This window comes from Pseudomonas sp. CFII68 (assembly GCF_000416195.1).
GTDB lineage: Bacteria > Pseudomonadota > Gammaproteobacteria > Pseudomonadales > Pseudomonadaceae > Aquipseudomonas > Aquipseudomonas kilonensis.
Map to the genome: position 1 here is coordinate 1 of NZ_ATLN01000115.1, position 22,043 is coordinate 22,043.

Annotated in this window: 23 protein-coding genes; 5 read left to right on the plus strand and 18 right to left on the minus strand. The window is 61.6% G+C overall.

Features of this window, described 5'->3' with window-relative positions:
• From CFII68_RS06110 to iscR, 12 genes are all read right to left on the minus strand, one after another.
• A partial coding sequence (locus tag CFII68_RS06110) for a helix-turn-helix domain-containing protein (protein ID WP_018611565.1) occupies positions 1 to 645 on the minus strand: 645 nt, incomplete at its 3' end.
• Complete coding sequence (gene pilW, locus CFII68_RS06105) at positions 645 to 1,403, minus strand: type IV pilus biogenesis/stability protein PilW (RefSeq protein ID WP_018611567.1); 759 nt, start codon at positions 1,401 to 1,403, stop codon at positions 645 to 647. The genes CFII68_RS06110 and pilW, both read right to left, overlap by 1 nt.
• 12 nt (positions 1,404 to 1,415) lie before the next feature.
• Positions 1,416 to 2,564 (minus strand): 23S rRNA (adenine(2503)-C(2))-methyltransferase RlmN, encoded by a 1,149-nt coding sequence (gene rlmN / locus CFII68_RS06100; protein WP_018611569.1) that lies wholly within the window; start codon positions 2,562 to 2,564, stop codon positions 1,416 to 1,418.
• A gap of 28 nt (positions 2,565 to 2,592) precedes the next feature.
• The gene (gene ndk, locus CFII68_RS06095) at positions 2,593 to 3,018 is read right to left on the minus strand and encodes a nucleoside-diphosphate kinase (RefSeq protein ID WP_003185145.1); all 426 of its coding nucleotides are present in this window, start codon (positions 3,016 to 3,018) and stop codon (positions 2,593 to 2,595) included.
• Between the two features lie 88 nt (positions 3,019 to 3,106).
• Positions 3,107 to 3,307, minus strand: a complete 201-nt coding sequence (gene iscX, locus CFII68_RS06090) for a Fe-S cluster assembly protein IscX (RefSeq protein ID WP_018611573.1) — start codon at positions 3,305 to 3,307, stop codon at positions 3,107 to 3,109.
• A gap of 13 nt (positions 3,308 to 3,320) precedes the next feature.
• Entirely contained in the window at positions 3,321 to 3,662 is a 342-nt protein-coding gene (gene fdx / locus CFII68_RS06085; protein WP_018611575.1) for an ISC system 2Fe-2S type ferredoxin, read from the minus strand.
• A 3-nt stretch (positions 3,663 to 3,665) separates the two neighbouring features.
• Positions 3,666 to 5,528 carry a Fe-S protein assembly chaperone HscA gene (gene hscA, locus CFII68_RS06080; RefSeq protein WP_018611577.1) on the minus strand — a complete coding sequence of 621 codons (1,863 nt, stop codon included), beginning with the start codon at positions 5,526 to 5,528 and terminating at the stop codon, positions 3,666 to 3,668.
• Positions 5,529 to 5,578: 50 nt separating this feature from the next.
• Positions 5,579 to 6,100: a co-chaperone HscB gene (hscB, locus tag CFII68_RS06075; RefSeq protein ID WP_018611578.1), complete on the minus strand. Its 522-nt coding sequence runs from the start codon at positions 6,098 to 6,100 to the stop codon at positions 5,579 to 5,581.
• Between the two features lie 8 nt (positions 6,101 to 6,108).
• Positions 6,109 to 6,432 carry an iron-sulfur cluster assembly protein IscA gene (gene iscA / locus CFII68_RS06070; protein WP_003185155.1) on the minus strand — a complete coding sequence of 108 codons (324 nt, stop codon included), beginning with the start codon at positions 6,430 to 6,432 and terminating at the stop codon, positions 6,109 to 6,111.
• A gap of 24 nt (positions 6,433 to 6,456) precedes the next feature.
• Positions 6,457 to 6,843: a Fe-S cluster assembly scaffold IscU gene (gene iscU, locus CFII68_RS06065; protein ID WP_003185157.1), complete on the minus strand. Its 387-nt coding sequence runs from the start codon at positions 6,841 to 6,843 to the stop codon at positions 6,457 to 6,459.
• Between the two features lie 43 nt (positions 6,844 to 6,886).
• Positions 6,887 to 8,101, minus strand: coding sequence for an IscS subfamily cysteine desulfurase (locus CFII68_RS06060; protein ID WP_018611581.1), 1,215 nt, complete (start codon positions 8,099 to 8,101; stop codon positions 6,887 to 6,889).
• A gap of 50 nt (positions 8,102 to 8,151) precedes the next feature.
• A complete protein-coding gene (iscR, locus tag CFII68_RS06055) occupies positions 8,152 to 8,643 on the minus strand; it encodes a Fe-S cluster assembly transcriptional regulator IscR (RefSeq protein ID WP_018611583.1) in 492 nt (163 codons plus the stop codon).
• Positions 8,644 to 9,048: 405 nt separating this feature from the next.
• On the opposite strand from iscR, the gene ggt reads away from it, so the two are divergent.
• Positions 9,049 to 10,776 (plus strand): gamma-glutamyltransferase, encoded by a 1,728-nt coding sequence (ggt, locus tag CFII68_RS06050; protein WP_018611585.1) that lies wholly within the window; start codon positions 9,049 to 9,051, stop codon positions 10,774 to 10,776.
• 40 nt (positions 10,777 to 10,816) lie between these two features.
• Positions 10,817 to 11,350 (plus strand): cysteine hydrolase family protein, encoded by a 534-nt coding sequence (locus CFII68_RS06045; RefSeq protein WP_018611588.1) that lies wholly within the window; start codon positions 10,817 to 10,819, stop codon positions 11,348 to 11,350.
• Between the two features lie 95 nt (positions 11,351 to 11,445).
• On the opposite strand, the gene CFII68_RS06040 is transcribed toward CFII68_RS06045, so the two are convergent.
• Together CFII68_RS06040 and CFII68_RS06035 are read right to left on the minus strand one after the other, a co-directional pair.
• Entirely contained in the window at positions 11,446 to 12,306 is an 861-nt protein-coding gene (locus CFII68_RS06040) for a CAP domain-containing protein (RefSeq protein WP_018611590.1), read from the minus strand.
• Positions 12,307 to 12,545: 239 nt separating this feature from the next.
• Complete coding sequence (locus tag CFII68_RS06035; protein WP_033062828.1) at positions 12,546 to 13,511, minus strand: DMT family transporter; 966 nt, start codon at positions 13,509 to 13,511, stop codon at positions 12,546 to 12,548.
• Positions 13,512 to 13,811: 300 nt separating this feature from the next.
• Here CFII68_RS06035 and CFII68_RS27580 point away from each other — a divergent pair, with 300 nt between their 5' ends.
• The 3 genes from CFII68_RS27580 to CFII68_RS06020 all read left to right on the plus strand — a co-directional run bounded on the left by CFII68_RS27580 (position 13,812) and on the right by CFII68_RS06020 (position 17,196).
• Positions 13,812 to 13,976: a hypothetical protein gene (locus tag CFII68_RS27580; RefSeq protein ID WP_156886108.1), complete on the plus strand. Its 165-nt coding sequence runs from the start codon at positions 13,812 to 13,814 to the stop codon at positions 13,974 to 13,976.
• Positions 13,977 to 14,877: 901 nt separating this feature from the next.
• A complete protein-coding gene (locus CFII68_RS06025; RefSeq protein ID WP_018611597.1) occupies positions 14,878 to 16,008 on the plus strand; it encodes a sensor histidine kinase in 1,131 nt (376 codons plus the stop codon).
• Between the two features lie 96 nt (positions 16,009 to 16,104).
• Positions 16,105 to 17,196 (plus strand): SMP-30/gluconolactonase/LRE family protein, encoded by a 1,092-nt coding sequence (locus tag CFII68_RS06020; RefSeq protein ID WP_018611598.1) that lies wholly within the window; start codon positions 16,105 to 16,107, stop codon positions 17,194 to 17,196.
• A gap of 161 nt (positions 17,197 to 17,357) precedes the next feature.
• On the opposite strand, the gene CFII68_RS06015 is transcribed toward CFII68_RS06020, so the two are convergent.
• The 4 genes from CFII68_RS06015 to CFII68_RS06000 form a co-directional block, all read right to left on the minus strand.
• Entirely contained in the window at positions 17,358 to 17,744 is a 387-nt protein-coding gene (locus CFII68_RS06015) for a DUF1850 domain-containing protein (RefSeq protein WP_018611599.1), read from the minus strand.
• Positions 17,741 to 19,768: a TRAP transporter permease gene (locus CFII68_RS06010; protein ID WP_018611600.1), complete on the minus strand. Its 2,028-nt coding sequence runs from the start codon at positions 19,766 to 19,768 to the stop codon at positions 17,741 to 17,743. The genes CFII68_RS06015 and CFII68_RS06010 overlap by 4 nt, the downstream gene beginning before the upstream one ends.
• A 79-nt stretch (positions 19,769 to 19,847) precedes the next feature.
• Positions 19,848 to 20,798: a TAXI family TRAP transporter solute-binding subunit gene (locus tag CFII68_RS06005; protein WP_018611601.1), complete on the minus strand. Its 951-nt coding sequence runs from the start codon at positions 20,796 to 20,798 to the stop codon at positions 19,848 to 19,850.
• 238 nt (positions 20,799 to 21,036) lie between these two features.
• A complete protein-coding gene (locus CFII68_RS06000; RefSeq protein ID WP_018611602.1) occupies positions 21,037 to 22,035 on the minus strand; it encodes a LacI family DNA-binding transcriptional regulator in 999 nt (332 codons plus the stop codon).
• Positions 22,036 to 22,043: the final 8 nt, after the last annotated feature.

Here is a 22,043-nt window from a genome sequence, read left to right on the forward strand (position 1 = left end):
CGGCGCTGTCGGTGCAGCGGGTGCCGGGGCTGGAACAGCCGGCTCGGCACCCGCCTGGGCATCAGCGGCGTCCTGGCCCTGTGGCAACGCCAGGGCGGTTTCGCCTTCGGCCTGGCCTTCGACGACAGCCTGGTCTTCCGGCTCGTCCAGCGGATGGATCTGGGTGGTGCCGTCGGCGCCCTCGACCTCAACGTGCTCAGGGTTCATGGCGACCGGCTCCTTGCTGCGCAAGGACGCCTGGTCCTGCCACCAGACAAAACCGCCGCCAATCACCGCGATCAGCAGCAACAGGCTGACGATTCGCAAAATGGTGTGGGAAACGCGAACCGGCTCCTCGATGCGACCCAGGCTGTGCACGCTGCTGCCCTGGGCATCGGAACCGGTGTATTGATCGAATTGCTGGACCAGCACGGTCTGGTCCTTGCCGAGCAACTTGGCATAGGCGCGGATGTAGCCCCGGGCGAAGGTGTGCCCAGGCAGCTTGTCGAACGCGCCCGCTTCCAGATTGCCCAGGGAAGCCACGGTGAGATTGAGCTTGAGGGCTACTTCGGCCAGCGACCAACCATTGCTTTCGCGGGCTTGACGCAGGGTCTCACCAGGATTTACGCGAGTCGCTGCTACAACTTCGGGATGCGCCGCTTTCATCATTGCTCCGACAGGTATTGCTGATATTCCGGCGTACCGGGATAGAGTCTTTTGAGTTGCAGGCCGTAACTTGCAGCCTTGTCGCGATCTTCAAACACATGTGCCAGCCGAACGCCGAGCAATAGACTACGTGCATTTTGCTCACTCAGCAGGCTAAAACGCTCGTAGTAGTCACGCGCGGGCACATAATGCCTGTCTTCGTAAGACAACTCAGCCATTTCGAGCAGCGCCCGCGGTTGCTGGCGGTTGAGCCGCAGCGCCTTTTCCAGCTGCTGGCGGGCCAGGTCACGCTGGCCCAGCTGCGCGGCCGTCATGCCGAGGTTTTCGAAAACCCGCGAACGCTCAGGGTAAAGGGTGTCGGCGGCGGCCTGCTCGAAGCGCTCGTAGGCTTCTTTGAAGCGTTTCTGCTCGAAAAGAAAGCTGCCGTAGTTGTTCAGGATCCGTGCGTCTTGCGGGCGGGCAGACAGCGCCTTGCGAAAATGCTGGTCGGCCAGCTCCGGTTCCATCTCGGCCTGGAACACCAGGGCCAGGGCCGCGTTGGCATCCGGGTCGGAATCGTCCAGCTCCAGGGCTTTCTTGAGCGGCACCTTGGCCCGTTCGGTCATGCCCTGCTGCAGGTAGCCAATGCCCAGTTGCACGTAGGCCACACGCGCCTCGTCGCGCCCTTTGCTGGTCCTCATCGGGTTGTAGTCACCCGACAGGACACAACCGGAACAAAGGCCGGCCAACAGCAAAACGAGCGCGAAGCGCAGGGACATAGAGTTCCTCTCTTAGTGACTGTTCGCAGCGTTTTGCACCACATCGTCCGCGGCGTTCAACTCACGCACGGCAATGTAACGCTCGCTGCGACGGGTGCGATCCAGCACCTGTCCTACCAATTGGCCACAGGCGGCGTCGATGTCTTCGCCGCGAGTGGTGCGCACGGTGACGTTGAAGCCAGCGTGGTGAAGCTGATCCTGGAAGCGACGAATCGCGTTGTTGCTCGGACGCTCATAACCGGAATGCGGGAACGGGTTGAACGGGATCAGGTTGATCTTGCACGGGATGTTCTTGAGCAGCTCGATCATCTCGACCGCGTGTTCGACCTTGTCGTTCACATCCTTGAGCAGCGTGTACTCGATGGTCAGCACGCGCTTTTCGCCCAGGGACGACATGTAGCGCTGGCACGACTCGAGCAGCATCTTAAGCGGATACTTCTTGTTGATCGGCACCAATTGGTTACGCAATGCGTCATTGGGTGCGTGCAGCGACAACGCCAGGGAGACGTCGATGTGCTTGGCCAGCTCATCGATCATCGGCACCACGCCCGAGGTGGACAGGGTCACCCGGCGCTTGGAGATGCCATAGCCCAGGTCATCCATCATCAGATGCATGGCCGCGATGACGTTGTCGAAGTTCAGCAGCGGCTCACCCATGCCCATCATCACCACGTTGGTGATGGCACGGTCGACGGTCGCCGGGACGCTGCCAAAGGATTTGTTGGCAATCCACACCTGGCCGATCACTTCGGCGGCGGTGAGGTTGCTATTGAAGCCTTGCTTGCCGGTGGAGCAGAAACTGCAATCCAGGGCACAGCCTGCCTGGGACGAAACGCACAAGGTGCCGCGTTTTCCCTGGGGAATGTAAACGGTCTCGACGCAGCTGCCGGACGCCACGCGCACCACCCACTTGCGGGTGCCGTCGCTGGAGATGTCCTCGCTGACCACTTCCGGACCGCGAATTTCAGCAACGGTCTTGAGCTTTTCGCGCAAGGCCTTGCTGACATTCGTCATGGCGTCGAAGTCGTCGACGCCAAAGTGGTGAATCCATTTCATCACCTGGCCGGCACGGAAACGCTTCTCCCCGATCGAGTCGAAGAATTTTTCCATTTCCTGTTGGGTCAGCCCCAGCAGGTTGGTTTTAACAGTCGATGTAGTCATGGATTCACCTTCACTCTTAAGCCAATGCTTAGCGAGCGGTTACTTCAGTAGCGGCGAAAAAGTAAGCGATTTCGCGAGCAGCAGCGGCTTCGGAGTCCGAACCGTGAACGGCGTTGGCGTCGATGGACTCGGCGAAGTCAGCACGGATGGTGCCAGCAGCAGCTTCTTTAGGGTTGGTAGCGCCCATCAGCTCACGGTTGCGAGCGATAGCGTTTTCGCCTTCCAGCACCTGAACGACAACCGGACCGGAAGTCATGAAGGCAACCAGCTCACCGAAGAAACCGCGCTCGCTGTGCTCAGCGTAGAAGCCTTCGGCTTCGGCCTTGGACAGTTGCTTCATTTTCGAAGCTACAACGCGCAGGCCAGCGTCTTCGAAGCGGGTAACGATCTTGCCGATCACGTTTTTAGCAACGGCGTCAGGCTTGATGATGGAGAAAGTACGTTGAACAGCCATGGTGTAACTCCAGAAACGGTAATTTGCGAAAAATTAAACCCGCGAATTATACGCGGGTTCAGGGGTATTGCCTAACCTGCCAGGTCGATCAGTCGATTTCTTCGATCCAGAGCGCCTGAACCGCTTCCAAGACCTTCTCGCCACAACGGCCAGAGGTGCTGTCGAAATCGGGAAGCTCCATGATCCAGTGCTGCAGATCGACAAAATTAACAGTCAACGGATCCACGTCCGGCTTGGCTTCGGCCAGTTCTTCTGCGATGCGTTGTACATCATTCCAACCATAGCTCATGACAGTGTCACCATCAGTGCGGCGCTTCGGCCGCATGGTTAAGCGAATATTTCGGGATTTCGACGGTCAGGTCTTCGGTGCCGACGATGGCTTGGCAACCCAGGCGCGATTGCGCTTCCAGGCCCCAGGCCCGATCAAGGAAATCTTCCTCCAGATCGTCCGCTTCTTCCAGCGAATCGAAGCCCTCACGAATGATGCAATGGCACGTCGTGCAGGCGCAGACGCCGCCACAGGCACTTTCCATCTCGATATGGTGCTCATGGGCCAGCTCGAGAATGGAGATTCCCGGCTCAGCCTCCACGACCATGCCCTCCGGACAGAACTTCTCGTGAGGCAGAAAAATCACCTGCGGCATCAGTTATTCCTCGATTTCATTCAGGTTGCGCCCCGCCAGGGCGGCTTTCACCGTCGAGTCCAGGCGGCGGGCAGCAAAGGCATCGGTGACGTGCGACAGACGCTTGGTCTGCTGCTCGATGGCATAACCATCGGTGCCTTTGATCAATTCGGACAATTCCTGCATCTGCAGCTCGATGACCATGCGCTCTTCGGCATCCAGCAAGCGCTCGCCGTCAGCCTCAAGGGCACCTTGCACGGCCTCGATCAGGCGCTGGGCGTCGACCTGTTGCTCGCGCAGCACACGCGCCACCTTGTCGTCGCTGGCATGCTGGAACGAATCCTTGAGCATCTTGGCGATTTCGCCGTCGGTCAGGCCATAGGACGGCTTGACCTGGATGCTCGCCTCCACGCCCGAACCCAGTTCGCGGGCAGAGACGTTGAGCAAGCCGTCGGCGTCGACCTGGAAGGTCACGCGGATCTTCGCCGCACCCGCCACCATCGGCGGGATGCCGCGCAATTCGAAACGAGCCAGGGAGCGGCAGTCGCTGATCAGCTCACGCTCGCCTTGCAGCACGTGGACCATCATGGCCGACTGGCCGTCTTTATAGGTGGTGAAGTCCTGGGCGCGAGCAACGGGGATGGTGGTGTTGCGCGGAATCACCTTCTCCATCAGGCCGCCCATGGTTTCCAGGCCCAGGGACAACGGAATCACGTCAAGCAGCAGCAGTTCGCCGCCATCGCGCTTGTTGCCAGCCAGGGTATCGGCCTGGATCGCGGCGCCGATGGCAACCACCTGGTCCGGGTCGATTTCAGTCAGCGGCTGACGGCCAAAGGCCTCGGCAACGGCTTCGCGAACCCGAGGCACACGGGTCGAACCACCGACCATGACCACGGCCTTGACGTCTTCCAGCTCTACGCCGGAATCGCGCACGGCACGGCGGCAGGCCTTGAGGCTGCGGGCGACCATGGGCTCGATCAGGGCATCGAAGGCTTCGCGGGTCAGCGCGGCTTTCCAGTCGCCATAAGCGACTTCAACCGTGGCGGCGTCGGTCAAGGCTTCCTTGGCGGCGCAGGCGGTTTGCAGCAAATGGCGTTGCGCACCTGGATCGAGGTCGGCGGACAAACCGGCTTGCTCGATGATCCAGCCAGCAATGGCATGGTCGAAGTCATCGCCGCCCAGGGCGCTGTCGCCACCGGTAGCCAGGACTTCGAAGACACCGCCGGTCAGGCGCAGGATCGAAATATCGAACGTACCGCCGCCCAGATCGTAGATCGCGACCAGGCCTTCGGCATGCTGGTCCAGGCCGTACGCCACCGCAGCGGCCGTCGGCTCGTTGAGCAGGCGCAGCACGTTCAGGCCGGCGAGCTTGGCCGCGTCCTTGGTGGCTTGGCGCTGGGCGTCGTCGAAATAGGCCGGCACGGTGATGACCGCACCCACCAATTCACCGCCCAATGCCGCTTCGGCGCGCTGGCGCAGGACCTTGAGGATGTCGGCGGAAACCTCGACCGGGCTTTTCGGGCCCTGTACGGTTTCGATGAACGGCATGTGGGATTCGCCACCGACGAAGCGGTACGGCAGTTGGTCGCCCAATTGCTTGACGTCGGACAGACCACGACCCATCAAGCGCTTGACCGAAACAATAGTGTTGAAAGGGTCGGTGGCCGCGGCCAGCTTGGCCGACTCGCCCACTTCGACGCGATCGGCGTGATAGCGCACGGCGGATGGCAGGATCACCCGCCCCTGCTCGTCGGCCAGCGGTTCGGAAAGACCGCTGCGCAAGGCAGCGACCAGGGAATTGGTGGTACCCAAGTCGATCCCGACAGCCAGGCGACGCTGGTGCGGTTGTGGACTTTGGCCGGGTTCGGCGATCTGCAGTAGGGCCATCGTAATCAGGACTTATCTGTAATCAGGCGTGCGACCGGAGCGGCACTGGGTTAATCGTCGAGGCGCTCTTCGAGCTGGCGCACTTCATAGGTGAGCTTGTCGAGAAACTGCATGCGCCGCATCAGGCGCTCGGCCTGTTCGCGTTGCGCGGCATCGTTCCAGCAGGCTGCGAAGCTTTCGTTCAGTGTTTGCTGGGCGTCTTTCAAGCGACGCTTGAATACCGCGACACCGGCCAGGTCGGCGCTGTCCTGCAGGTCCTCGAGCTCTTCGCGCCACTGCATCTGCTGCAAAAGAAACTCGGGATCATGGACCGTGACCTCCAGCGGCAACTCATGGCCGCTGATGGCGAGCAAGTACCGCGCGCGCTTGGCCGGGAGCTTGAGCGTCTGGTAGGCCTCATTGAGGTTCGCCGACTGCTCGAGCGCCCGCCGCTGCTCCGCCTCGGAAGCATCGGCAAAGCGGTCGGGATGGACGCCACGGGCCAATTCAAGGTAACGCGCGGACAACTGATCGAGATCCAGCTGGAACGCAGGCTGCATCTGGAACAACGCAAAATGACAAGGAGTACCCACAAGCCGCCTCAGATGTTGAAGCTTTCGCCGCAGCCACACTCACCGCGCACGTTGGGGTTGTTGAACTTGAAGCCTTCGTTCAACCCTTCCTTGACGAAATCCAGTTCGGTGCCGTCCAGGTACGTCAGGCTTTTCGGGTCGATGATCACTTTCTGACCATGACTCTCGAATACCTGATCGTCTTCGCCCACTTCGTCGACGAATTCCAGTACATAGGCGAGGCCAGAACAGCCCGTGGTGCGAACACCCAGGCGGATACCCTCGCCCTTGCCGCGCCCCGCAAGTGAGCGCTGGATATGGTTAGCTGCCGCTTCTGTCATCTGGATAGCCATGAAAACTCCTTACCAATGCGCGGATCAGATCAAGCCTTTCTTCTGCTTGTAATCGCGAACGGCGGCCTTGATGGCGTCTTCGGCGAGTACCGAGCAGTGGATCTTCACTGGCGGCAGGGCCAGTTCTTCGGCCAGCTGGGTGTTCTTGATGGTTTCAGCTTCATCAAGGGTCTTGCCCTTCATCCACTCGGTGGCCAGGGAGCTGGACGCGATGGCGGAACCGCAGCCATAGGTCTTGAACTTGGCATCTTCGATGATGCCTTGCTCGTTGACCTTGATCTGCAGGCGCATGACGTCGCCGCACGCCGGAGCGCCGACCATGCCGGTGCCGACATCAGGATCCTGCGCGTCCATCTTGCCGACGTTGCGCGGGTTCTCGTAGTGGTCGATGACCTTTTCGCTATATGCCATTTGCTTCAATCCTCATCAGTGAGTCGCTCTGGTGGCGACTTCTTCAGTGCGCCGCCCACTCGATTTTCGAAATGTCGACGCCGTCTTTGTACATGTCCCACAGCGGCGACAGAGCGCGCAGCTTGGTAACGGCCTCGCAGACTTTCTGCGCGGCGTAATCGATTTCTTCTTCGGTGGTGAAGCGACCGAAGGTGAAGCGGATCGAACTGTGGGCCAGTTCGTCGTTGCGGCCCAGGGCGCGCAGTACGTACGAAGGCTCCAGCGATGCCGAGGTGCAGGCCGAACCGGACGACACGGCCAGATCCTTGAGCGCCATGATCAGCGACTCGCCTTCAACATAGTTGAAGCTCAGGTTCAGGTTGTGCGGTACGCGGGCGGTCAGGCTGCCGTTGACGTAGAGTTCTTCCAGGTGCTCGACCTGCTTGAAGAAGCGGTCGCTCAGGGCCTGGATGCGTACGTTCTCGGCAGCCATGTCTTCCTTGGCTACACGGAAGGCCTCACCCATGCCGACGATCTGGTGGGTCGCCAGGGTGCCGGAACGCATGCCACGCTCGTGACCGCCGCCGTGCATGGTCGCTTCGATGCGAACACGCGGCTTGCGGCTGACGTACAGGGCGCCGATCCCTTTAGGACCGTAGGTCTTGTGGGCCGAGAACGACATCAGGTCGACTTTCAGCTTGGACAGGTCGATGTCGACCTTGCCGGTGGACTGCGCGCCGTCGACGTGGAACAGGACGCCCTTGGAGCGGGTCAGCTCGCCGATGGCGGCGATGTCGTTGACGGTGCCGATTTCGTTGTTCACATGCATGATCGAAACCAGGATGGTGTCGTCGCGCAGGGCGGCTTCGACCATGGCTGGGGTGATGATGCCGTCTTCACCGGGCTCGATGTAGGTGACTTCGAAGCCTTCACGCTCCAGTTGGCGCATGGTGTCCAGGACAGCCTTGTGCTCGATCTTGGAGGTGATCAGGTGCTTGCCCTTGGTGTGATAGAAGTGCGCGACACCCTTGATTGCCAGGTTGTCGGACTCGGTGGCACCGGAGGTCCAGACGATTTCACGCGGGTCGGCGTTGACCAGGTCGGCGACCTGGCGACGGGCGTTTTCGACCGACTCTTCGGCCTTCCAGCCGAACACGTGGGAACGGGACGCCGGGTTACCGAAGTTTCCGTCGACCAGCAGGCATTCACTCATTTTTTGCGCAACACGCGGATCAACCGGGGTGGTCGCAGAGTAATCAAGGTAAATCGGCAATTTCATGGACTTTCTCCTAAATCAGGCTGGCTGGCGTTCCGCGTGCTCTGCGGCAGTCATTCGACGGCGGACGCTTCAATCTTGTCCAGGTGCAGCGTCTTGCTATTGCAACGGCGCTGGTCCTGACGCTGGGCTACTTCTTGCACCTCACGACGAGTTACAAGGTCAGCCAAGCTGATACCGCTTAGAAATTCGTGAATCTGCAGGCTGAGGTCGCACCACAAGTGGTGGGTCAGGCAAGTATCGCCGCCATGGCAGTCGCCAAGGCCCTGGCATTTGGTCGCATCGACCGATTCGTTCACCGCATCGATCACCTGGGCAACCTGGATGCCCTGCATGTCGCGCGACAGCTGGTAGCCGCCGCCTGGGCCGCGAACGCTGGAAACCAGGTTGCTGCGGCGCAGCTTGGCGAACAGCTGTTCAAGGTAGGACAGGGAAATGCCCTGGCGCTCGGAGATATCGGCCAGGGACACCGGCCCGTGCTGCGCATGCAATGCCAGATCCAGCATTGCGGTCACGGCGTATCGGCCTTTTGTAGTCAGTCGCATGGACAATTACCACGGAGTTCGGAATGGGGGCGAGTATGCAATTCCCGAGTATTTAAGTCAAGTATAAGACCTAGTGCTTTACTCAGGTTTACCCGCGAAAGAGCGCGCGCATGATAGCAAAGGCTGGCCGGCGGCGACCAGCTATACCGCGTTATCGTTTATCGCGAGCAAGCTTTGCTCCCACAGGATTCCCTCGCTCCCACAGAAGGCTCTTTTAAAAACCAGAACTCCTGTAAAAACCAGGACTCCTGTGGGAGCAAGGCTTGCCCGCGATGCAGGCACCTCGGCGTGACTGAAAAACCGAGGCGATGCCATCGCGGGCAAGCCTTGCTCCCACAGGTGATACAGGACACTTGTGCTCTTGATGCGATCCCCCGACTTTTTAAAACAAGAAGAGGCCGACTCATGAAGTTCGAATCCTTTGCCCGGACCCTCGTTGCCACCACCCTGACCCTCAGCTGTTTGTATGCCCAAGCCGCCTCCCAGGCGCCAGTGGCTGCCGAGAACGGCATGGTGGTCACCGCCCAGCACCTGGCGACCCACGTGGGTGTCGATGTGCTCAAGAACGGCGGCAATGCCGTGGATGCGGCGGTGGCGGTGGGGTATGCCCTGGCGGTGGTGTATCCGGCGGCGGGTAACCTGGGCGGGGGTGGGTTCATGACCCTGCAACTGGCCGATGGCCGTAAGACGTTCCTGGATTTCCGCGAAAAGGCCCCCCTGGCCGCCACCGCCAACATGTACCTGGACAAGGACGGCAACGTCGTGCCCGAACTCAGCACCCGCGGGCACCTGGCAGTGGGTGTGCCCGGCACCGTGTCCGGCATGGAACTGGCGTTGAGCAAATACGGCAGCAAACCCCGGGCGGAACTGATCGCTCCGGCGATCAAGTTCGCCGACGAAGGCTTCACCCTGGAGCAGGGCGATGTCGATCTGCTGGAAACTGCCACCGATGTGTTCAAGAAGGACATACGCGACTCCGGAGCGATCTTCCTGCACAACGGCGAGCCCATGCAGGTCGGCCAGAAGCTGGTGCAAAAAGACCTCGCCAAGACCCTGCGGGAAATCTCCGCCAAGGGCGCCGACGGCTTCTACAAGGGCTGGGTCGCCGATGCCCTGGTCACCTCCAGCCAGGCCAACAAAGGCATCATCACCCAGGCCGACCTGGACAAGTACAAGACCCGCGAACTGGCTCCGGTGGAGTGCGACTACCGCGGCTACCACATCATCTCGGCGCCGCCGCCCAGTTCCGGTGGCGTGGTGCTGTGCCAGATCATGAACATCCTCGACGGTTATCCGATGAAGGACCTGGGGTTCCATTCGGCCCAGGGCATGCACTATCAGATCGAAGCCATGCGCCACGCCTACGTGGACCGCAACAGTTACCTGGGTGACCCGGACTTCGTGAAGAACCCCATCGACCATCTGCTGGATAAAAACTACGCCGCCAAGCTGCGGGCCGCGATCGAGCCGCAACAGGCCGGCGACTCGCAGAAGATCAAGCCCGGCGTGGCGCCCCATGAGGGCAGCAACACCACCCATTACTCCATCGTCGATAAGTGGGGCAATGCCGTTTCGGTCACCTACACCCTGAACGACTGGTTCGGTGCCGGTGTCATGGCGAGCAAAACCGGGGTGATTCTCAACGATGAAATGGACGACTTCACCGCCAAGGTCGGCGTGCCCAACATGTATGGCCTGGTGCAGGGCGAAGCCAACGCCATCGCGCCGGGCAAGGCGCCGCTGTCGTCCATGAGTCCGACCATTGTCACCAAGGACGGCAAGACGGTCATGGTGGTGGGTACCCCGGGCGGCAGCCGGATCATCACCGCGACATTGCTGACTATCCTCAATGTGATCGACTACGGCATGAACCTCCAGGAGGCTGTCGACGCACCGCGTTTCCACCAGCAGTGGATGCCGGAGGAAACCAACCTGGAGACCTTTGCGGCCAGCCCGGATACCCGCAAGCTGCTGGAGAGCTGGGGGCACAAGTTTGCCGGCCCGCAGGACCCCAACCACATTGCCGCGATCCTGGTCGGTGCGCCGTCATTGGGTGGCAAACCGGTGGGCAAGAACCGCTTCTATGGCGCCAACGACCCCCGTCGCAACACCGGGTTGTCGCTGGGGTATTGAGTCATCGCACGGCTCCGATATTGCTTGAAGAGGGAAGGTCATGAACACCGCATTGCTGATCATCGATGTCCAGAACGCGCTGTGCTCAGGCGAAGAGGAATGCTTCGACAGCCAGCGCATCATCCGGACCATCAACGAGCTGGCGGCCAAAACCCGGGCCCTCGGCTTGACGGTGATCCTGATCCAGCACGAAGAGTTGGAAGGTTCGTTGACGTATGGTTCTGCCGCCTGGCAACTGGCCGACGACCTGTTGACCGCTGCCGATGACCTGCGGGTGCGCAAGACCACCCCCGATGCCTTCTACCAGACCGACCTGCAACCGTTGTTGCAGGCCCGAGGCATCGACCGCCTAGTGATCTGCGGGCTGCAAACCGACTATTGCGTCAACGCCACCGTGCGCCAGGCCCATGCCCTGGGGTACGACGTGGTTCTGGCGGCCGATGCCCACTCCACGGTGGACAACGGCAGCATGGCCGCCGAGCAGATCATTGCCAATCACAACAACCGATTGGGGCGGCTGAGCAGTGCGGTGTCGCGGATCGATGTGGTGGCGGCGGCTGACATTCGCCTCTGACCCGAAACCAATGGTTAAACCTGTGTCGAGGGGATGTCTCTGTGGCGAGGGGATAAATCCCCTCGCCACAATGGTGTATGCAAGTCGGGATCACATCACGGTGCGCCAAGCACCATCGTCCAGTACACCCCCGCATCACTGCGCGAATCGCTGGCGGAAGCTGCGCCCATCTGGGTGAACATCGGGTTCATCAGGTTGGCGCAGTGCCCTGGGCTGGCGAGCCAATCGTGCATGGCCTGGCTCGGTGAGCGTTGTCCGGCGGCGATGTTCTCGCCCAATTTGCGTCCGCGAAAGCCGGCGCGCTTGGCCCGATCGGAAGAGGAGCGACCGTCCGGGTCGCGATGGGCGAAATAATTCTCGCGGGCCATCGACCGGCTGTGGCCTTGGGCGGCGGTTCCCAGCGCGGCGTTCCAGCTCAGCGGCCGGGCCGCTGCGAAGCGCTGGCGCCCGCACATCCGTGGCTTGGCCCTGGCGGCGTTGACCTGGGCCAGCAGCGACTTGTCCGCCGCACCCGCGTCGCTCATCCGTGTGCCACCCATGGGCTGCGCCAGCACCACGCGCCATTCATCACCGACCCGATTGACGCCGATGTCGGCGTACTGGTTGTCCAGCAGCGCTGCGCAATGTTCATCGGCCAACATGTCGAAGGCTTCTTCGGCGTCCCGCGCATCGGTCAAGCGAATGCTGCGCACGGCCCGGGCTTGATAGCCGGCGTCTTTCAAGGTGTCCCGCAGGCCACCGCGAAAGCCAATCGGCAAGCCCAGGCTTGAACGCAGCACCAGCGGCGGCGTGGCACGTACTGTGCGCCATTCACAACGGCGCGACTGGCTACGGAAATCGTTGATGGCCTCCACCAGCTGCCTTTCGCCGCGGGCATGGGCGGGGCTGGCGAATAGAGGAAACAGGGCAAGCAAGCACAGCAAAACGAAACGGCAAGAGCGAACAGGGTGGCGCATGGGGCGAACGGCTCAAGAGGGGGAGTTGCCATAGCGCCAGGCTTGGCGCCGATCAGCTGGAAAACCCGCCGCTGCAGATCGGCGGGGGTTTCACGGCTGGGGTAGGACTGTCGGTTTTGGAACAAGTTTCAGGAAGGCGAAGACTATCTGTGGGCTGGCACAACACTATTGTGGCGAGGGGGTTTATCCCCGCTGGGGCGCGAAGCGGCCCTAAAACCTGACATCTCGGTGTGTCAGGTTCATGAAGTCGGCTGAACTTGGGGCTGCTTGACCCGCTCAACCTTGCGATAGGTCAGCAGCACGATGCCCGTCACCACAATCGCACCACCCATCACCTGGCCCGGGTTGAGCATCTGGTCCAGCACCAGCCAGCCGATCAGCAGCGTGGCCAGCGGTTCGATGTTCATCACCGGGGCGTTGCGCGGCATGTCCAGGCGGGGCACGGAAATGAACAGCACGGTAAACCCGGTGCCATAGAGCACCACCAGGGTCGCCAGGGCGAACCAGCCGGTGTTGCTGGCTGGCAGGTCGAAACCGCCGGGCAGGGCGCCTGTCAGGCCAGCGAGGTTGACGCTGCTGAAGACGATGAAGATCGTCAGCAGGCTGCGGACCGAGCCGCGCACCTGGGACAACTTGTGATCGGTGATCCACAGTGCGCAGGCAAAGGCACAAGCCGCGCAAAAGGCCAGACCCACCCCCAGCAGCCATTGCGGGCCGACGCCTTGCCCAGACGAGAACCGCGACGGCACTTCCAGCACGAACACCAGGCCCACCAGGATCATGCCCATCAACGCAGCCGTGCGCGCCGTCGGGCGTGGTCCGCCCAGGGCCCAGGTCAGCAAGGCCAGCAGTATCGGAAACACGTTGCCCACCAGCAGCGCCAACGCCACTGGCACCCGGGCCACGGCGGAGTACAGGCACAGGCTCTGGGCGCCGATCAACAGCCCCAGCGTCAATTGCCAACGCCACGCACCGGGCGGCAGGCGCAGGCTTTGTCGTTGCCAGAGCACCATCGCGGCCAGCACCAGCAGCGTCCCGCCCGAGCGCAGCAGGATCGCCAGCAGCACACCGGCACCGTCATCGAACGCGGCCCGCGCGGCGACGTGGTTGCCGGCGAAGGCACAACCCATGCACAGCAGGACGAGCACCGCGAGGTGGCGGGGTAACGGTGTGGGGGTGTCAGATGCAGCGATGGGGCGAGTCATGGCAGGTGTCTCGAAGGCGGCCGCCAAGGCAAAAGGCCCCGGATCGGCTGTTTTAGTTATAGGTTGTCGTATGACTGTAAGGTTTTTACCTCGTGGGGTGCAAGGGACAAGGTGCGCAGACCTGTGGGTTCTGGTGCATGGGTGCGGTTGCCTCGGTACTTACTTGCTTTGGTGTGTATATCCGTTATTTCGGTAACGGCGGCTGGCTGTTCCGCTCTTACAGCGGGTCACTTTTGGAAGAGCGCCAAAAGTAACCAAAAACGCTTTGCCCCACCACTCGGTGCCTCGCTAGGGCTCGGCATGCCCTCACTCCGGCATTGCTCCGTGGGCCGCCGCGAAGGGCCATCCATGGCCCAGCGCGGCTACCTCGGCATCCATGCCGAGGTGCCCACTGCGCAATACCTGCGTTCGGCCAGCGTGGTTAACGGGGCGCCTGAGATCAACGTCCACCGCGAGGCGGCCTAACGGCCGGCCTGGTTCTTGGTGGAGACCGCGTTCCTCCTGTGGGAGCGGGCTTGCTCGCGAAGGCGGAGGGGCAGTTTGCGGTGATGTTGGATGTGCCGGCCTCATCGCGAGCAAGCTCCCACAGGTGATTCTGGGTGTCCATGAGTCTTGTGTTCACCGCAGGTCATTGTGGGAGCGAGCCTGCTCGCGATGGCGGTGTCACAGTCGATGAAGAGGTTGGATGTGCCGGCCTCATCGCGAGCAAGCTCCCACAGGTGATTCTGGGTGTCCATGAGTCTTGTGTTCACCGCAGGTCATTGTGGGAGCGAGCCTGCTCGCGATGGCGGTGTCACAGTCGATGAAGAGGTTGGATGTGCCGGCCTCATCGCGAGCAAGCTCCCACAGGTGATTCTGGGTGTCCATGAGTCTTGTGTTCACCGCAGGCCAATGAGGGAGCGAGCTTGCTCGCGATGGCGGTGGTTCAGCTACATAGATGTTGGACGTGTCGCGCTCTTGCTTTGCTTTGCTTTGCTTTGCTTTGCTTTGGATTTTGATCTCGACGCCCCGTCAAACCACGCTGGCCGAACGCAGGCATTGCGCAGTGGGCATCCCGGCATGGATGCCGGGATAGCCGCGCTGGGCCATGGATGGCCCTTCGCGGCGGCCCACGGAGCAATGCCGGAGTGAGGGCACACCGAGCCTAGGCGAGGTGCCGAGTGGTGGGGCAGAAGCGTTTTGCTTACTTTTGCGCTTCTCAAAAGTGAGCCGCTGTAAGAGCGGAACCGCCAGCCGCCGTTACCGAAATAACGGATATACACACCAAATAAAAATGAACAGCATTACCCACATTGTGCGGTGCTTTGCTGTACAACAATCAGGCCGCTGTGTCGTCTACAGCATCGCCCTACTTGCGGAAAAACCCATGCGCCTGGCCGATTTCATCCTCGACAATATCGAGCCGATTCTTCAGGCGTGGGAAGACTTCGCCAAAACCATAACCCCTGCGTCCCTAGGCATGGACTCCGTGGCCCTGCGCGACCATGCCGAGCAGATGCTGCGCACCATCGCCGCTGACCTGCGCACCTCGCAAACGCGCAAGGAGGCAATTGCCAAGTCCCACGGGGAGGCTCCGCCGGCGGATGCCGAAACCGCCGCCGAAACCCATGCGGTCATCCGCCAGTCCTCGGGTTTTACCGTGGAGCAAATGGTTTCCGAATACCGGGCCCTGCGCACCAGCGTGCTCATGCTCTGGATGCCGCACACGCAGTTGGATCACAAGCAGGTCATGGACGATCTGATTCGATTCAACGAGGCCGTGGACCAGGCCTTGGCCGAGTCCGTCGTCAGTTACTCGGGGGCGGTGGATGCGTCGCGCAACATCTTTCTCGGGATTCTCGGGCATGACCTGCGCAGCCCCTTGGGCGCGATCCTGCTGAGTTCCGAAGTGCTGCTGCGGGCGGGGGACCTGCCCGCCAAAGCCACCAAGATCACGTCGCGCATCTACACCAGCGTCAAGCGGGCCAACAAAATTGTCGGCGACCTGCTGGACTTCACCCGCACCCAACTGGGTTCGGGCATTCCGGTGCAGCGCTTCAACGGCGATCTGGTGGCCGCCTGCGAAGGCATGGTGGAGGAGGCGCGGGCCTATCACCCGGAAAGCAAAATCCTCTTTGAAACGACCGGTGCCGTGGAGGGGCTGTTCGATCCGGCCCGCATGGAGCAGGTGTTCGCCAACCTGATTGGTAATGCCGTCCAGCATGGCGCCGAAGGCACGCCGGTGACTGTTTCGTTGAGCGTTGAAGAGGACATGGCCGTGATCGCGATCAACAACCAGGGCAAGCCTATCGAGAAAGAGGCCATTGCCAACATCTTCAACCCAATGGTCCGAAATCTGCGCAGCGGTGAAGCGCAGTACGGTTCCACGGCCGGGCTCGGACTGGGTCTGCACATCGCCTCGGCGATCGTATCGGCCCATCAGGGCACCATCGAGGTTCACTCGAAGGCGCGAGTCGGCACGACTTTTACCGTTCGTATACCGCTGCACCCGGACTGATCAATTGTTCGGACGAGCCGTCTCACATGCTTGTACGATGTCTTATCACAGAGTAAAACTGTCGTCCCGTCCAATAATAATTAACGGAGACGCACGATGGATGCTTCGCAATCTGCAACCGCCGCCGATCAGGGCCGCCGGGTTTTCCTGAAAAAATCCCTGGTGGTCTCGGCCGCTGCCGCCGCCCTTGGCAACCTGCCGGGTCTTGCCCAGGCCGAACCCTTGAGCCAGCGTTACCCGGACCCGCTGATCAACATCCTTGACCCCAGCTTCATGGACTTGCGCATCTTCAACGCCAGCGTGGAGAAGCTCGCCACGGGCCTGCGTTGGGCGGAAGGGCCGGTGTGGGTCGGTGACGGTCGTTACCTGCTGGTCAGTGACATTCCCAACAACCGTATCGTGCGCTGGGATGAAATCACCGGCAGCCTGTCGGTGTACCGCGAAAATTCCAATTTCTCCAACGGCATGTGCCGCGATCGCCAGGGCCGGTTGCTGGTGTGCGAAGGCTCCACCACCGCCAGCGAAGGCCGACGCATCACCCGCACCGAGCACAACGGCACCCTCACCGTGCTGGCGGACAGTTTCGAGGGCAAGCCTTTCAACTCGCCCAATGACATCGTGTGCAAGCGCGATGGTTCGGTCTGGTTCACCGACCCACCGTTCCAGACCGGCAACAACTACGAAGGGCACAAAGTGACGCCTGTCCAGCCCCACGCGGTGTATCGCATCGATGGTGAAAACGGCAAGGTCACTCGGGTGATCGATGACCTGGCGGGGCCGAACGGGCTGTGTTTTTCTCCGGACGAAAAAACTCTCTACGTGGTCGAAGGCCGGGCCAAGCCCAACCGCTTGATCTGGGCGATCACGGTCAAGGATGACGGCACGCTGGGCGAGCGGCGCAAGCACATCGAAGGCCTGGATTACGCGGCGATCGATGGGATCAAATGCGATGAAAGCGGCAACCTCTGGTGCGGTTGGGGTGGCAATGGCGACCCCAAGGCCGACCTGGAAAAACTCGATGGCGTGCGGGTGTTCAACCCTGAAGGCAAGGCCATCGGGCACATCTCCCTGCCGGAGCGCTGCCCCAACGTCTGCTTCGGCGGCCGGGAAGGCAATCGGTTGTTCATGGCCGGCAGCCACTCGTTGTATTCGCTGTTCGTGAATACACGGGGGGCGACGTTTGCCTGAGTGAACGGTTCTCCATTGTGGCGAGGATACTGTGGGAGCAAAGCTCGCTCGCGATACAGGCGATGCGGTCTTTCAGAAATCGAGTCGCCTGTATCGCGGGCAAGCCTTGCTCCCACGGCCTAGTCACAAGGGTGTGTTCAGTGGGGTATCCTCTGATGGGTTCAGGATTGTTTGCAACTCCACAGCTCCACGGTCGGCTGGCCCTCTGTCGGCGGCCCCAGCCAATGGCTCATCGCCCGACAACCGCCATCGAAACACAACTGATAATCGCCAGCCTGCGGCGTGCGCCCCAGTTTCAGCGGTTGCAGGGGCGGCACCTGGCGTTGATAGTGCCAGCTGCCATTTTCCAGCCGGGCATTGTCGGGAATCTCCATGCCCGCGCCATTGCCCTTGACCCTGGCTTCACCCAGCACCAGGCCCTGTTCGCTGACGCGATAGTCTTCCTCCCAGCGGATCTTTTCGATGGTGTGGTTCCATGCCAGCGTGAAGTCGGCAACGGGAAGCTGGGCCCAGACCACGCCGGACAGGCCCAGGCACAAACCGATCACGCCAAGGCCCGCCCGGCACGTCGCGAGCGCCAGACGTGCTGGAAAATCAGCAACCCACCCAGTACGAAGCCAATCTCGTCGGTCAATGGCAGGGCTACCACCAGCAACGCGCCAGCGGCAAAGCACAGCAGGCGTTCCCAAATCGGCATTTTCTGTTGCAGGTAACCGGTGGATGCCATCCCCCAAAGCCCGACGGCCAACAACGTCTTGATCAGCATGTACGCGGTCATCCACAGGTTGTCGCCCTGGAGCATCAGTGCCGGGTTATAGACCGTCATGAACGGAATGACGAAGCCGGCGAGGGCGATGCGCACTGCCCAGAAGCTGATCTTCAGGCCACTTTCCCGGGCAATGGGCGCTGCGGCGAAACACGCCAGTGCCACTGGTGGCGTCAGGTCGGCGAGGATGCCGAAATAGAACACGAACATGTGCGACACGATCAGCGGCACGCCCAGTTCCAGTAGGGCGGGCGCGGCGATCGAGCTGGTGATGATGTAGTTGGGAATGGTCGGGATGCCCATGCCCAGTACCAGGCAGGTGAGCATGGTAAGGATCAGTGACAGCAACAGGTTGTCCCGGCCGATGGCGAGGATGTAGCCGGCAAAAGTGGAGGCCACGCCGGTCAGCGAGACCACCGCGATGATGCTGCCCACCAAGGCGCAGGCGATCCCCACCGGAACGGCGTGACGCGCGCCATCCACCAGGGCATGCAGGCAGATGACGAGGGTTTCCCGCGTGCCTTGCATGAACCAGCAGGCCACCACCAACACGCCGATCACCGCAAACACGACACCGATGCCCAGTCGGAAAAAACCGACGCACAGCAGCCCCAGCGCGATCCAGAAGGCACAGCGCAACGCGTAGTTCGAGACCTTGAGAATGATCGCCGAGCCGAGAATCACGATGGCCGTCAGCGCCAGGCCGACCATGCCGGAAAACAGCGGTGTGCGTCCGGAAAACAACAGGTAGACCAACACCCCGAGCGGGATCAGCAGGAACCAGCTCTCCTTGACCGCACCCCAGGCGCTGGGGCACTGGTCCTTGGGCAAGCCCTTGAGGTCGGAGCGCTTGGCTTCCAGGTGAACCATCCAGAACACCGAGCCGAAGTACAGGCACGCGGGTATCAATGCGGCCTTGGCGATTTCAACGAACGGCACATTGATGGTTTCGGCCATGATGAACGCTACCGCGCCCATCACTGGCGGCATGATCTGGCTGCCCATGCTGGACGTGGCCTCTACACCGCCGGCAAACGCCGCCTTGTAGCCGAAGCGCTTCATCAACGGGATGGTGAATTGCCCGGTGGTGACCACGTTGGCGATGCCCGAGCCGGTGATGGTGCCCATCAGCGCCGATGACACCACGGCTACTTTCGCCGGTCCGCCCAGTTTGTGGCCGAACAGGCCCATGGCGAAATCGGTGAACAGCTTGATCATGCCGGCCTTTTCCAGGAAGGCGCCGAACAGGATGAACAGGAAGATATACGTGGCCGACACGTAGGTGGGTGTGCCATACAGCCCTTCGGTGCCGAACGACAGTTGGTTGATGATTTGATCGACGCCATAGCCGCGATGGGCCAAGTCGCCTGGCAGATATTCGCCGAACAGGCCATAGGCCAGGAATACGCCGCAAATGATCGGCAGGGCGATGCCCATCACCCGTCGTGCGGCTTCGAACACCAGCACAATCAGGATCACGCCGATGATCATGTCGGCGGTGGTCAGGTCGCCAGAGCGCTGGATCAGGTCGGCCTCGAACACCCACTGATAGACAGCCGTCGCGACGCCCCCCAGGCTCAAGACCCAGGCCAAGGGTTGCCAGGGTCGCTGCTTGCCATAGGCCGGGTAGCTGAGGAACACCACCCACAGCAGAAAGCCGACATGCACCGCCCGCAGCACGATGCTGGAAACCGGAGAAAACGCGGCGGTGACGATCTGAAACACTGAAAACAACAAGGCCACGTAGAACAGCGTCTTGGGCCAGTCCCGCGGGTCCGTGGCGATGCCGTGCTGGTCTTCACTCATGAGGTGCCTGCCTTCTGTTCACATCCAAGGGGCGAAAACACGACGGCCAACGACAGCGAGCGCCGTTGACCGTATCGGGCTACAGCGCGCCCACTTCCTTGTAGTAGCGCTCGGCGCCGGGGTGGAGCGCGATTGGCAGGTTTTTCGCGGCGTTCTTCAGGGTGATGTCCTTGGCCGCCGAATGGGAGGTGCCCAGGCGGGTGAGGTTCTCGAACAGCAGCTTGGTCATTTGGTAGGCCACCTCATCCGGGACATCTTCGCGGGTGACCAGGATGTTGGTGATGGCCACGGTGGGTACGGCGTCGGTCTGGCCGTCGTAGGTATTGGCCGGGATCATTGCGCTCTGGTACGCCGGGTTGGCGATTTTCTCCACCACATCGGTGGGCACCGATACGTAGTTCAACGCCATGGTCGAGGCCAGGTCGCGAATGGCCGCCATGCCCAGGCCCGAGGATTGAAGCGTGGCGTCCAGTTGGCGGTTCTTGATCAAGTCCACCGATTCGGCGAACGGCAAGTACTGGACCTTCATGTCCTGGTAGGTCAGCCCCGCAGCCTTGAAGATGGCCCGGGCATTGAGTTCGGTGCCGGACTTCGCCGCGCCAACGGAAACGGTCTTGCCCTTGAGGTCGGCCAGGGTCTTGATGCCGGACTCCTGGCTGGCGACGATCTGGATGTAATTGGGGTAGGCGCCGGCGATGGCACGCAGCTTGGTCAGCGGCGCCTTGAAACCGGCGTCTTCCACGCCGTTCTTGGCGTCCGCCACCGAGTCGCCCAAGGCCAGGGCCAGCTCCCCGCGCCCGGCTTGCAGCAGGTTCAGGTTTTCCACCGAGGCCTTGGTGGCTTGCACCGATGTCTTGGCGTCCTGGATGCCGTTGCTGTAGATCTGTGAAAGCCCGACCCCGATCGGGTAATAAACCCCGCTGGTGCCCCCCGTCAGGATGTTGATATACACCGGGGCAGCCTGGGCCGCGGTGGTAACCGCCAAGGCGGCCGCGGCGGCCAGGAGGGTGAAGCGCTTGTTGACTCGCATGGGGGGACCTCTCCGTCTTGTTATGGCTTTATGCAGAGTTCTTCCACTGTAGTTCAAACGCGGGTGATGGCGAGTAAAGCCGTGGTCAGGAGGTTTTGTGGCGAGGGGATTTATCCCCGCTGGGCCGCGAAGCGGCCCCATTAATGAACAACCCAATCAAATTGACACACCGGAGCATCAGGTTTCAGGTCCGCTTCGCGGCCCAACGGGGATAAATCCCCTCGCCACAGGTTCCTTGTTATGCCAGGGGCGCCGTACTGCCACGCACCGTCAACTCAAACGGCAACACCACATGCCGCTCGGCAATCGGCTTTTTCTCGATCAAGGCAATCAGCATCTCCACCGCTTTTTGCCCAAACGCTTCGGCAGGCTGCGAAATGGTGGTCAGGGGCGGGTCGCAATAGGCGGCGAACGGGATGTCGTCAAAACCCACCAGGGAAATATCCTCGGGCACCCGCAGGCCCATCTGCTTGATGCGCCTGAGCGCGCCGATGGCCATCTCGTCGTTTTCACAGAACAGCGCGCTGGGACGGTCGGCTTGCTCCAGCATCGCGCCGGCGCCATCGTCGCCGGCCTTCAAGGTGAAGTCGCCATGGCAGATCAGGCTTGGGTCGACGGCGATACCGGCCTGGTTCAGGGCATCCTGGTAGCCGGCCACGCGGTCCAGGGTCAACGGGCTGCTGCGTGGCCCCTTGATGATGCCGATGCGGCGATGGCCGAGGCCGATCAGATGCTCGGTCATGGCCTGGGCGGCGGCGCGGTTGTCGAGGCTGATGGTCGGGTAGGGGGCGTGCTTGACCACTTCGCAGGCGTTGACCAGCGGCAGGCTTTCAGCGCCTGCGGGCATCGATTCGAAAGGATCGCTGGCGCGCAACTGGATCACCCCGTCGGCCTGGTGGGCGTAGACCAGGGCGGCGAATTCCCGCTCGATCTGCGCGCGGCCCTGGGTGTCGCACAGCAGCAATCGATAACCCGCTGCCTGCGCGGCTTGCTGCGCGCCGCTGATCACCCGGGCGAAAAACGTATTGGCGATGGCCGGCACCAGGATCACCAGGTTGCCGGTGCGCCGGGAGCGAAATTGCACCGCCATCAGGTTGGGCCGATAGCCGGCCTGTTCCACTGCCGCGTTGACCTTGTCCCGCGTCTCGGGAAGCACCCGTTCGGGCGATTTCAGGGTTCTGGACACCGTGGCCACCGAAACACCGGCCAGCCGGGCCACTTCACGAATGTTGGACAAAATCACCT

Excerpts from the sequence above, each read along its gene's own strand:
- CFII68_RS27580 (WP_156886108.1), top strand. The coding sequence starts at position 13,812 with ATGCCCTCACTCCGGCATTGCTCCGTGGGCCGCCGCGAAGGGCCATCC.
- CFII68_RS06060 (WP_018611581.1), bottom strand. The coding sequence starts at position 8,101 with ATGAAATTGCCGATTTACCTTGATTACTCTGCGACCACCCCGGTTGAT.
- ndk (WP_003185145.1), bottom strand. The coding sequence starts at position 3,018 with ATGGCTGTTCAACGTACTTTCTCCATCATCAAGCCTGACGCCGTTGCT.
- CFII68_RS06035 (WP_033062828.1), bottom strand. The coding sequence starts at position 13,511 with ATGACTCGCCCCATCGCTGCATCTGACACCCCCACACCGTTACCCCGC.
- iscA (WP_003185155.1), bottom strand. The coding sequence starts at position 6,432 with ATGGCTATCCAGATGACAGAAGCGGCAGCTAACCATATCCAGCGCTCA.
- iscR (WP_018611583.1), bottom strand. The coding sequence starts at position 8,643 with ATGCGACTGACTACAAAAGGCCGATACGCCGTGACCGCAATGCTGGAT.
- CFII68_RS06045 (WP_018611588.1), top strand. The coding sequence starts at position 10,817 with ATGAACACCGCATTGCTGATCATCGATGTCCAGAACGCGCTGTGCTCA.
- iscX (WP_018611573.1), bottom strand. The coding sequence starts at position 3,307 with ATGAGCTATGGTTGGAATGATGTACAACGCATCGCAGAAGAACTGGCC.
- rlmN (WP_018611569.1), bottom strand. The coding sequence starts at position 2,564 with ATGACTACATCGACTGTTAAAACCAACCTGCTGGGGCTGACCCAACAG.
- CFII68_RS06025 (WP_018611597.1), top strand. The coding sequence starts at position 14,878 with ATGCGCCTGGCCGATTTCATCCTCGACAATATCGAGCCGATTCTTCAG.
- CFII68_RS06005 (WP_018611601.1), bottom strand. The coding sequence starts at position 20,798 with ATGCGAGTCAACAAGCGCTTCACCCTCCTGGCCGCCGCGGCCGCCTTG.
- ggt (WP_018611585.1), top strand. The coding sequence starts at position 9,049 with ATGAAGTTCGAATCCTTTGCCCGGACCCTCGTTGCCACCACCCTGACC.
- pilW (WP_018611567.1), bottom strand. The coding sequence starts at position 1,403 with ATGTCCCTGCGCTTCGCGCTCGTTTTGCTGTTGGCCGGCCTTTGTTCC.
- CFII68_RS06020 (WP_018611598.1), top strand. The coding sequence starts at position 16,105 with ATGGATGCTTCGCAATCTGCAACCGCCGCCGATCAGGGCCGCCGGGTT.
- fdx (WP_018611575.1), bottom strand. The coding sequence starts at position 3,662 with ATGCCGCAGGTGATTTTTCTGCCTCACGAGAAGTTCTGTCCGGAGGGC.
- CFII68_RS06040 (WP_018611590.1), bottom strand. The coding sequence starts at position 12,306 with ATGCGCCACCCTGTTCGCTCTTGCCGTTTCGTTTTGCTGTGCTTGCTT.
- iscU (WP_003185157.1), bottom strand. The coding sequence starts at position 6,843 with ATGGCATATAGCGAAAAGGTCATCGACCACTACGAGAACCCGCGCAAC.
- hscA (WP_018611577.1), bottom strand. The coding sequence starts at position 5,528 with ATGGCCCTACTGCAGATCGCCGAACCCGGCCAAAGTCCACAACCGCAC.
- CFII68_RS06010 (WP_018611600.1), bottom strand. The coding sequence starts at position 19,768 with ATGAGTGAAGACCAGCACGGCATCGCCACGGACCCGCGGGACTGGCCC.